Origin of the sequence: Brevibacterium oceani, assembly GCF_013623835.1 — a bacterium.
GTDB classification, from domain to species: domain Bacteria; phylum Actinomycetota; class Actinomycetes; order Actinomycetales; family Brevibacteriaceae; genus Brevibacterium; species Brevibacterium oceani.
The window spans coordinates 82,618-93,297 of the sequence record NZ_JABKDE010000005.1 but is presented as its reverse complement, the minus strand read 5'-3'; the positions used below and the strand labels follow the sequence as shown (position 1 = coordinate 93,297).

General features: G+C 67.9%; 9 protein-coding genes. 8 read left to right on the top strand and 1 reads right to left on the bottom strand.

All coding sequences use genetic code 11. From position 1 onward, the window contains the following. Nucleotide 1 precedes the first annotated feature (1 nt). The 8 genes from ssuE to HK401_RS12330 all read left to right on the top strand — a co-directional run bounded on the left by ssuE (nucleotide 2) and on the right by HK401_RS12330 (nucleotide 9,728). Nucleotides 2-613, top strand: a complete 612-nt coding sequence (gene ssuE / locus HK401_RS12365; protein ID WP_181274975.1) for an NADPH-dependent FMN reductase — start codon at nucleotides 2-4, stop codon at nucleotides 611-613. Beyond that, nucleotides 610-1,581 carry an LLM class flavin-dependent oxidoreductase gene (locus HK401_RS20470; protein ID WP_219921921.1) on the top strand — a complete coding sequence of 324 codons (972 nt, stop codon included), beginning with the start codon at nucleotides 610-612 and terminating at the stop codon, nucleotides 1,579-1,581. The genes ssuE and HK401_RS20470 overlap by 4 nt, the downstream gene beginning before the upstream one ends. Continuing rightward, nucleotides 1,568-3,664, top strand: coding sequence for an FAD/NAD(P)-binding protein (locus tag HK401_RS12355; RefSeq protein ID WP_181274974.1), 2,097 nt, complete (start codon nucleotides 1,568-1,570; stop codon nucleotides 3,662-3,664). Before HK401_RS20470 ends, HK401_RS12355 begins: the two co-directional genes overlap by 14 nt. 298 nt (nucleotides 3,665-3,962) lie before the next feature. Next, a complete protein-coding gene (locus tag HK401_RS12350; RefSeq protein WP_181274973.1) occupies nucleotides 3,963-5,273 on the top strand; it encodes a trans-sulfuration enzyme family protein in 1,311 nt (436 codons plus the stop codon). A gap of 178 nt (nucleotides 5,274-5,451) precedes the next feature. Then, on the top strand, nucleotides 5,452-7,401 hold the full coding sequence (locus tag HK401_RS12345; RefSeq protein WP_181274972.1) for a sensor histidine kinase: 1,950 nt from the start codon (nucleotides 5,452-5,454) through the stop codon (nucleotides 7,399-7,401). Next, nucleotides 7,389-8,033, top strand: a complete 645-nt coding sequence (locus HK401_RS12340; protein WP_181274971.1) for a response regulator transcription factor — start codon at nucleotides 7,389-7,391, stop codon at nucleotides 8,031-8,033. The genes HK401_RS12345 and HK401_RS12340 overlap by 13 nt, the downstream gene beginning before the upstream one ends. A gap of 1 nt (nucleotide 8,034) precedes the next feature. Next, entirely contained in the window at nucleotides 8,035-8,970 is a 936-nt protein-coding gene (locus HK401_RS12335) for a DUF4097 family beta strand repeat-containing protein (protein ID WP_181274970.1), read from the top strand. 218 nt (nucleotides 8,971-9,188) lie between these two features. Further along, nucleotides 9,189-9,728: a DUF421 domain-containing protein gene (locus HK401_RS12330; protein ID WP_181274969.1), complete on the top strand. Its 540-nt coding sequence runs from the start codon at nucleotides 9,189-9,191 to the stop codon at nucleotides 9,726-9,728. Between the two features lie 24 nt (nucleotides 9,729-9,752). Here the strand turns inward: HK401_RS12330 and HK401_RS12325 are convergent, their stop codons facing one another. Beyond that, complete coding sequence (locus HK401_RS12325) at nucleotides 9,753-10,673, bottom strand: amidohydrolase family protein (RefSeq protein WP_258234181.1); 921 nt, start codon at nucleotides 10,671-10,673, stop codon at nucleotides 9,753-9,755. Nucleotides 10,674-10,680: the final 7 nt, after the last annotated feature.

The window sequence follows — 10,680 nt, the reverse complement described above, 5'->3', positions numbered from 1 at the left end:
CATGTCACGCGTCGTCCTCCTCTCGGCCAGCCCTTCGGAGGGATCGAAGACCGAGGCGCTGCTCGAGTTCATCGCCCGCAGGCTCGGCCAGTACGGCCACCCCACGGAGTTCATCAAGCTTCGTCACCTGCCCGCCGGGCCGCTGCTCGCCGGTGATGCGAGCGACGGCCTCATCGCCTCGGCTCGGGCCACTGTCGCCGCCGCCGATGCCGTCGTCGTCGGATCCCCGGTGTTCAAGGCCACGTACACCGGCCTGCTCAAGGTCTTCATCGACCTGTTGCCGATGGATGCCCTGCACGGCAAACCCGTGCTGCCGCTGCTCACCGGCGGATCCCCCGCCCACGTCCTGGCGCTGGACTACGGCCTCAAACCGCTGCTGGCCACGCTCGGGGCGAGCTCGATCGGCCGTGGACGCTTCGTCGTCTCGAGCAACATCCTCCCGGCCACGGACACGACCCCGCCGAGCATCGACGAATCCGTCGAACGCGACGTCGTCGACGCCATCGACCAGTTCGACTCGGAGCTGACCGTCCGCGCCCGGTCATGCACCCACGCCGAGGCGGCCGCCGCCGAATCCCTCATTCCGATCACGACCGACAGGAACCCCTCATGAGCGTGCATATCGCCACCACCCTGACCCCCGACCCGACCACCGGACCGGCGACCGCGAAGACCCTCGACGGCCATGCGGACTTCGCCCTCGTGACCGATGACTTCACCGGATTCGACGCGCTCGAGTACGCCTCCTGGCTCGGACCGCTGACCGGCCGTCTGGGACTCGTCCCCGAGGTCCGCGCCACCCATCTCGAACCCTTCCACCTGGCCACCGCCTCGGCGACGCTGGACTACACGGCCCGCGCCCGTGCAGGACTGGCCGTGGGCATCTCGACGACCCCCGCCGAGGCGGCGCTCTTCGGTCGCCGCGAACCGGCCCCGGCTCCTGGGGCCTGGGTCGAGGCCGCATCCGTCATCGACGTCATCCGCCGCCTCTGGGATTCATGGGACGACGACGCGATCATCCGCGACCGGGCCACCGACCGTTACATCGACCGCGACCGCCTCCACTACATCGAGGCGCAGCTGCAGGATTCGACCGGTTCCGACTACTCCGTGCTCGGCCCCTCGATCACGCCGCGCCCGCCGCAGGGTCACCCGCCGATCGTCGTGCGTGCCGAGACCGGCAACGAGGCGGCCCGTGCCGCAGCCGACGTCGTCCTCGTCGACGAGGCGGCCGGCAGCATCTCGCTCGAGGACCTGCGCACCGAACTCGACTCACGAGTGCCGGTGCTCACCGTCCTTCCGGCACCGACGACCCGCGCCGAGGTGGCCGAGCTCATCGGATCCGTGCGCATCCTCACCGGCCGCGGCGCCGCTGGGGTGCTGCTGAGCGCGTCCGCGGAGAACCAACTCGACTTCAGCGTCCGCCTCGTCTCCGAGATCCTCCCCGCCCTGCATGCGGCGGGGCTGCGCGAGACCCCGGAGGCTGCTGCGGCACGACACGACGGGGCCGAGCCGAGCGACCTGCGCACCCGCCTCGGTCTCGCCCCGGCAGCAAGCCTCTATGCCGATGTCGATGCGTGAGCGGCCGGAGTCGGCGGACCTCACGTCCGGCGGCGGTGCGTCGACGGCGCCGGGGTCGGGTCGTCATCGCGCCGACCTCACGTTCATCGGCGCGGGCCCGAAGACCCTGGGCATCCTGCTCGCGATCGCTGCGACCGCGGACGCCGGCTCGGGCCTGCGCATCCACCTGATCGATCCGTTCCCGCCCGGTGCCGGGCGGATCTGGCGAACCGAACAGTCGCCGCATCTGTGGATGAACTCACGCACCGAAGACATCACGATCTTCCCCGATGAGTCCTGCCGCCTGCTCCGCCCCGGCATCACGGGACCGACCCTGCACGAATGGATCCACGGGCCCGGACAGGAGAGGCTCGTCGCCGCCGGGCTCGGGGACGAGACGGCCGCGCTCGACTCCCAGTCGTTCGCCAGTCGCCGGGTCCAGGGGCACTATCTGGCGGCGGCCTTCGAGTCCGCCCTGACCCGTCTCGAGGCGGAGGTGCACATCCATCGCACCCGCGCCGAGGCGGTCCGACGCCGTGATGACGACCGCGGTTTCGTGGTCACGACCGCGACCGGAACGGTCATCGACACCCGCGTCCTCGTCTCGGCGCAGGGGCATCTCGACATGCACCCGGCCGTCGACGACGCGGACCTCGCGGCCCGAGCAACTGCCTGGGCGCCGGACTCCGCCGCGGTGCCGGCGGACTCTGCGGCTGGGATCGACGATGACTCGCGGTCGGCAGCCTCGGCGAGCACTGGGCTGTACTACCAGGGTCCCGGATACACCGCCGACCTCGACTTCAGCGGCATCCCCGCCGGCGCGGAGGTGCTCACCCGCGGCTTCGGGCTCGCATTCCTCGACTTCATGGTCATGGTCACCGAAGGCCGCAGAGGAGAGTTCGTCGACGACGGTCCGCGGCTTCGTTACGTGCCCTCGGGCCGCGAACCCGTGCTGTGGGTCGGGTCCTCGCGGGGAGTGTCCTACAGTCCGAAGCTCGGCTACAGTCGAGCCGACATCCCCGGCGCGCCCGCGGTCGAACTGCGTTACCTGAGGCAGGACCGACTCGACGGAGCGGGGCACCACATCGATTTCACGACGGTGCTCGGGCCCCTGTTCGAACTCGAACTCACCTACGCCCATTACGCCCACGTGCTGTGGAAGCGGGGGATCGATGCTCCCGAACTGCTCGAGATCATCGATGACGCCGCGAAGCGGGTGCTCTCGGGCCTACATGGCACAGACGAGCCATGGAATGGTGAGACGAGCCAGCCCAGTCGGGCCGATGCGGTGAGAGAACGTGCCGGATTCGCGACGATCGCCGCCTCGGCGCGGGAGATCATCACCGACCCGGCGGACCTGTTCGACCTGTCCCGCCTCGACCGGCCCCTGGAGAACCTGAGCTGCGCGGCTCACTCCAGCGCCGAGACCAGGGTGCGTCGTCACATCGAGGACCACCTGCGCCGCAGCGCCGACGTCCACCACTCGGCCGACCTCGCGGTGTTCGACGCCCTGGTCAAGTCCTATGTCTCAATCCGAATGCTCGTGCGGGTCGGCAGGGTCAGCCACAGTCATCGCACGGAATTCGTCGAAGGCCGCTTCCATTCGCTGTTCTCCTATATCGGCAGCGGACCACCACCCATCCGGGTCAAGCAGATCCTCGCCCTCCACGAAGCGGGACTCGTCCGCTTCCTCGGTCCGGGCCTGAGCATCGCAGCCGACGAAACCGGGTACACCGCCCGATCCGCTGCACACCCCGAGCCGAAGACCTTCACCCACTTCGTCGATGCGCGATTGGCCCGGCAGAGTGCGGAGAAGGCCGCCGATCCGGTTCTCGAATCACTCCGCTCGACCGGAGCGCTGCTCCTCGAGGACACCGCCCATGCGAAGCTGCGCACGGACGAGGCGGGCCACGCGCTCGACGCCGACGGTCGGTCGCAGTCGGATCTGTTCCTGATCGGCCCTGCGGTCTCCGGATCGACGGCCGAGGCCTTCACCCGTCCGCATACGGGTGCGCCGGTGTTCGCGGACAACGAGCGCATCGCCTCGGCGATTCTCGACGCCGTGTCGGCAGGGTCCGACCGTCGGGAGCTCCTCGCCGGGTGATCCGTCGCGCCACTCCGGAATCGGTCACACGGGACGGAGGATCGGTCACACGGGAATGGCGAGCCGCCTCGGCGAGGAACGGACGACTATCGGGCCACGATCGGGCAACGAAAGTCCGGGGCGATGAGCCGCCTCGGCGAGGGATGATGACCTTCCGCGTCGAAAAATGACGATGATCAACGACATATGACATGCGGTGACAGTGCGCGTCACCGGGCGCGCATGCACGGCTGTCGGCGGATCACACTGATGGTCACCGCGGAAGCAGCGGTGACCATCAGTGAAGGAAGGATCCGCCGTGAGTTCACACAGCATCGAACCCACCACACCCGCCGGAATCTCGACCCGATCGGTGCATTCGGGAGCCATGCCCGAGTCGCACACCGGTTCGGTTGTGGCCCCGATCTTCCAGACCTCGACCTTCATGATGGACACCCCGGGCAACACCCGCGCCGGATTCGACTACGCGCGCACGGGCACCCCGAACCGCAGCGACCTCGAAGAGGCGCTGTGCGAACTCGAGAACGCGACGTTCGCGGCCGCGGTCAACTCGGGCACGTCTGCCGAGGTGGCGGTGTTCTCGGCGCTGCTGGGACCCGGCGATGAGATCATCATTCCCCGCGACGTCTACGGCGGCACGTACCGACTGCTGAAGAACGAGTACGAACGCTGGGGTGTGGGCATCCGCACCGTCGACCTCACCGATACGGCTGCTCTGGCGACGGCGATCAGCGAGAAGACCGCGATCGTGTGGGTCGAGACGCCGAGCAATCCCGGCCTCGACATCGTCGACATCGCCGAGACCGCTCGGCTCGCGCACGAGGCGAATGCGCTGCTGGCCGTCGATTCGACGTTTGCGACCCCGATCCTGCAGCGCCCGCTCGACCTCGGCGCCGATCTCGTCATCCACTCGACGACGAAGTTCATCAACGGCCACTCCGATGTCATCGGCGGAGCCGTGCTCGCCGGTGACGGCACCACCTGCGCCCGCGCCGCCGAGGTGGTCGAGCGTCTCGAGAGCCACCTGGCGTCGGTGAGCCTGGGGATCTCCCCTTTCGACGCGTGGCTGACCAGGCGCGGGATCAAGACCCTGCCGGTGCGGATGAAGGCGCATTGTGAGAACGCGCAGGCCGTGGCCGAATGGCTCGAGACCCGCGACGAGATCGCCGAGGTGGTCTACCCCGGACTGCCCTCCCATCCGGGCCACGAGGTCGCGAAGGCACAGATGAACGGGTTCGGGGGAGTGGTCTCCCTGCGCACCGACACCGAGGAGCGTGCGCTGACGCTGGTGAAGAGCACTCGGCTGATCACTCTGGCCGAGTCTCTCGGGGGCGTGGAGTCGCTCATCGACCACCCGGCGACGATGACGCACCTGGCCGTCGCCGACTGCGAACTGAGCATCGACGGGGCGTTCATCCGCTTGTCCGTGGGCATCGAAGACATCGACGACATCCTCGCCGACCTCGCGCAGGCTCTCGACGCGACGGCGGGCGCTGTCGGCGGCGGTGCGGCTTCGGCCGACGGGGCCGCTGCCGACGATGCCGATTCAGCAGACGGCTCGGAACGAGAGGCACCGGCAGCGGCTCGTCCTACCGTTGCAGTGGTGTGATGCGTCGGTAGCGGCGCAAATAGCCGGCGCCGGTATGTTTCGTCGCAAACGGTGTTGGATGGTGGGAGGCATTCACTCCACGGCAGTGGGGACGGTCACTGCCGTGGGGGAAAACCCGACGCGGGGTCGGAGGTCTTCGTGCTGTTGGCCGCGACGTCACTCCCGTAGCGTTATTGCTATGAGTGAGAAGACCCCCGAGAACCCACAGGATCAGGAGTCGCACGGCACCGATCCGGTGGAGCCTCAGACCCCCGACACCGAGGCGGCCCCCAGCGCCGGTGAACGCGAAGAATCCATCAGCGCCGAGGCGATCGTCAACGCCCCGCCGACATCTGAGATCGATGAACCTGCGGCCAGTCAGGCCGGAGAGTTCCGGACCAAGCCTCTCGATCTCGACGTGCCGTTCGCCACCGGTGCGACTCGTCAGTACCCGCAGCAGCCACAGGGGTACGAACAGCCGCAGAACCCCCAGCACCCGACCAGGCAATACGCTCAGGCTCCGACGGCCCACCCCGCACCGCCGAACTACGCGGCGACACCCAGCCACTCCGGTCCTCGCACCTACCCCTCAACCCCGGCCTCTTACAGCCCCGCCGGACAGCAGCCCCACCAGCCCGGCCAACCCCCGCAACCCGGTCAGCCGCAGCAACCCCAGCAGCCGCAGCAACCCCAGCAGCCGCGTCAGCCCCAACAACCCAGGCAACCCCAGCAACCGCGCCAACCCCAGCCACCGCGCCAGGGGCAGCCTCCGATGCCACCTCCACGGCCACCTCGGCGAGGAAGACAGCGCACCGAACCGGTCGCCTACGCACCGGTTACCGGCTCACTGCCGCTGAGTCGGGACGACGTCACCGAGATCCCCGCCGACGGCCCCATCACGTGGCCCAAGCGCCCGACGGGATTCATCGGGGTCGCGAACCTCGTCCTCTCGGCCGTCCTCGCCGTGATCTGGGCGTGGATCCCGCTCGGCCTGCTGTTCACCGGCATCGGCGGCATCTTCGCCCTCGGCCTCGGCGTGCTCGCGCTGCTCGTGTGGGTCCTCGTCCAGCAGGGCGCGAACGTCGTCGAACGCTACCGCGCCGAACTCATCTACACGGACAGGATCCCCGTCCCGAAGATCGAAAGCAGCAACCGCGAACCCGGCTTCGGCCGCTTCCTCCACAACCGCTGGCTGCAGGTGAAATCCGGTGCCTTCTGGCGCTCGACCGCCCACCACTACATCAAGATGCTGTTGGGAGCGATCATCGTCGGCGGCACACTCGCCGGCATCTGCGGATCCCTGCTCGGCATCTTCTCCGCCATCAACCCTGCCGGAGTCAACACCTTCTTCGTCGGTGAGTCCATCGACGGGCCGGCCCGCATCGGCGTCGCCATCGGCTCGGTCATCGTCCTCGCCAGCTCGCTCGCGATCCTGTGGTTCGCCCCGCTCCTCGACCGTGCTCTCGACCGGGCGCTGCTGGCCCCGGCCCGCACCGTCGCACTCCAGGCCGAGGTGACCGAACTCGACCGGGCACGCATGGCCGGCATCGAGGCGGCCGCCGCCGAACGCCTGCGCATCGAACGCGACCTCCACGACGGAGCCCAGCCCCGCCTCGTCGCGCTGACCATGACCCTGGGGATGGCGAAGTCGAAGATCGACACCGACCCCGAACGTGCGAAGGAACTCGTCTCCGAAGCCCACACCGAGGCCAAGGGCATCGTCACCGAACTGCGCCAGCTCGCCCGCGGCATCCACCCGGCGGTGCTCACCGACCGCGGACTCGACGCCGCCGTCTCCGCGCTCGCGGGACGCTCGACTATCCCCGTCGACGTCGACGTCCGCCTCGAGGGACGGATCGGACGGGAAGCCGAAGCCGTGTCCTACTTCGTCGTCGCCGAATGCCTGACGAACGTCGCCAAACACTCGGGCGCCACCAAGGCCAGCGTGTTCATCGCGCCGATCGACACCGGCGTCCAGATCGTCGTCACCGACAACGGTCAGGGCGGGGCCCGCGTCGACCGGACCGGACGGCACACCGGCATCGCCGGTCTCATCGACCGCGTCGAAGCGGCTCGTGGCACACTGAACCTGACCAGCCCCGCAGGTGGGCCGACAACCATAGTTGTGGAGGTGCCATGCGCATCGTAATCGCTGAAGACTCTGCCGTCCTGCGGGCCGGACTCGAACGACTCCTCGCCGACGCCGGACATGAGGTCATCGCCGCCGTCGCCGACGCCAGCGAACTCCTCGCCGTCGTCCACAACGATCCGCCGGACCTCGCCGTCATCGACGTGCGCATGCCTCCGACGTTCACCGACGAAGGCATCCGCGCCGCGGTCCTCATCCGCAAGCAGAACCCCGACGTCAAGGTCCTCGTCTTCAGCCAGTACGTCGAGGAGCAGTACGCCTCGGAACTCATCGCCGAGAACACCGGCGGATTCGGCTACCTCCTCAAGGACCGCGTCGCCGACGTCGAGGACTTCCTCGCAGCCGTCGACGAGGTCGCCTCCGGCGGCACCGTCCTCGACCCCGAGGTCGTCTCCCAGATCCTCGTGCGCACCCGCAAGAAGGACGGCCTGTCGACCCTGAGCCCCCGTGAGATCGAAGTCCTCCAGCTCATGGCCGAAGGCAAATCCAACGCCGCGATCGCCCGCACCCTCTACCTCAGCGCCGGAGCCGTTGAGAAGCACATCAGCTCGGTGTTCACGAAGTTCGGCCTCACCGCCGACACCTCGGACAACCGACGCGTCCTCGCCGTCCTCACATTCCTCGGAGCCTAGAATGCCTGCCACAGTCCGCATCAGCGAATCCGCCCGACTCGGTCTGCGCACGGTGCTGATCGTCCTCGCCGCCATCGTCCTCCTCATCCCCGTGATCGTCACCGCCGCCCATGGAGCCTCCCGCCTGCACTACGGCAAGCTCGAATCCTCGCAGCCGCTGCCGGAGACGATGAAGGAGCTCAAGGTCAGCTTGGCGATGGGGGCCTCCGTCGACGTCCGCACCGACGATGACGCCGATCCCACCGTCGAGCTCCGCGCCACCGGCCCCCGCGACGCTGCTCCGGACCTCACGGTCGACTCGCGCGGTGGCGTCGCCGAGGTGGGTCTGGACGAGGACCGGAAGCTCGAGAACACCCGGATCACCGTCACCGTCCCCACCGAGGTGGCCCGCGACCTCAAGCTCAGCCTCGACAGCAACTACGGCACCTTCGACGTCGATGGCGACTTCGCCGAGATCAGCGCCGACACCGATGGCGGGGCTTTGACCGTCAGCGGCTCGGCCGACCGGATCCGCACCTCGACCGACTGGGGTGCGACCTCGCTCGAAGGCACCTTCGAGACCGTCGAGGCCAAGACCGGAGTCGGGGCCATCGACGGCGAGGACCTCACCGTCACCGACCACCTCGATGCGGTCACCTCGACGGGCACACTCGATCTCGCCTTCACCGACGAGGCGATCCCATCCGGCGGCATCAGCGCGAAGACCGAGGAAGGATCGATCGAGCTGCGGCTGCCGAACCTCAAGCTCGCGAACGAAAAGGGCGACGAGGACTTCGTTTACCGGATCAATGCGAAGTCGACCGATGGATCCGTCGATCTGGCCTCGGATCTGAAGAAATACGATGTGTCCGAGGACCCGAAGGACGACGAGGACAAGACGCTGGTGCCGATCTCAGCCACAGCCGACACTGGCACAGTCACGGTCAACCAGAACTGAGAAGCGAGAAGCGACCGGCGCACGGGCGGGCTCATCATGGGTCCGCCCGTGCGGCGTCTGAGAGGTCACAGCTCCCCCTGACCTGTCCGGCCTCCCGCGACGGACTCTTCCCATCATCGCCGAGGCGCTCCGACGTCACCCTCGACGATTGGCTTCGTACGCTCTGAGTCCCGGCTCGGCCGCCTCGGTGGCGGTATCATCCATCCCGGAGGTTCTTCATGGATTGGATGGAATACGGACTCGACTGGGTCGATGCGGTCAGGGTCGTCGCCTCGTGCGTTGCTTTCTACTTCGGCATCATTCTGCTCCTGCGCGTCTTCGGCCAGCGGACCCTGGCGAACCTGTCGAGTTTCGACCTGGCTTCGATCATCGCGATCGGAGCGATCATCGGCCGGTCCATCCTCGGCGACACCCCGACCCTGGTCGGTGGAGCGCTGGCACTGGCAACGCTGCTCATCCTGCAGGCAGTGACCGGAGCGGGACGCCGATTCGGGCTGATCCGCGGCGTCGTCAACTCCCCGGCCGTCGTCCTCATGGCAGGTCCTGAGATGCTCACTCACAACCTCGCGAAGTCCCACGTCGACCGCGACGAGGTGGTCGCGAAGCTGCGCTCGGCCGGCATCCGCAATCGTGATGAGGTCGCGTGTGTGATCCTCGAATCGACCGGGCAGATCAGCGTCATCCGCCGAGGTTCCCCGATCGACGAGGACATACTGGAGGGAGTCATCGGGGCCGAGCGAGTGCCCCGCGAAGGCTGAATCCTCGCCGCGGCTCTCCGTGTCCTAGCCGTCGAGTCCGAGCACCCGCGCCCCGTTGCGCCACAGCACCGAACGCATCCACTCGTCGCCGAGTCCGAGCCCGGCCAGGCCGGAGATCTGGTCGGCATACGGGTAGGGGATGTTCGGGAAATCCGAGCCGAGGATGATCTTGTCCTGCAGACCGGCCAAACGTTCACGGTAGGTGGGGGCCACCTCGGCGGGCGATTGGAAATATCCCGAGACGTACATCGTCGTGTCCAGGTGAACGCCCTCGTAGGTTTCGGCGAGGTCGGCGAACTCGTCGTACTCCGGCATGCCCATGTGGGCGATGACGAACCGCAGCGTCGGGAAGCGCTCGAGCACGTGCGCGACCGCCTCGGGGCCGGTGAACTCACCCGGCAGCGGACGCGAACCCGCGTGGATGACGATCGGCACCTGCGCCTCTTTGAGGGCCCGCCAGGCAGGGTCGAGCACCCGGTCATCGGGGGAGAATCCGCCCACCTGGATGTGGACTTTGAACAGCTTCGCACCAGCGGCCAAAGCGGCGGGGACGTAGTCGGCGGCTTCGGGTTCGGCGTAGAGGGTCCCGCAGTGGATGACGTCGGAATGGGCGGCGGCGAACTCGGCGTTCCAGTCATTCAGCCAGGCGGCCATGCCGGGTTTATGCGGGTAGGTCAGCGCCGGGATCGCGCGAATGCCCAGGTCACGGACGATGCGCAGGCGGGTGTCAGTGTCGTACCGGTAGTGGATCGGCCAGGGCTGACCGTAGTTGGCCTCGGCATTGTCGAAATACGCCCACACCTTGTCGAGTACGTTCTGCGGCAGGAAGTGAACGTGGATGTCGGCGAGTCCCGGCAGGTCGAGCTCGTTGAGATAGGCGGGGATCTCCGCATCCGATCGCGGGGGAGCGGTCATCGCTGAAGCTGCATCATCGGAGTCGTTCATGGCCCCA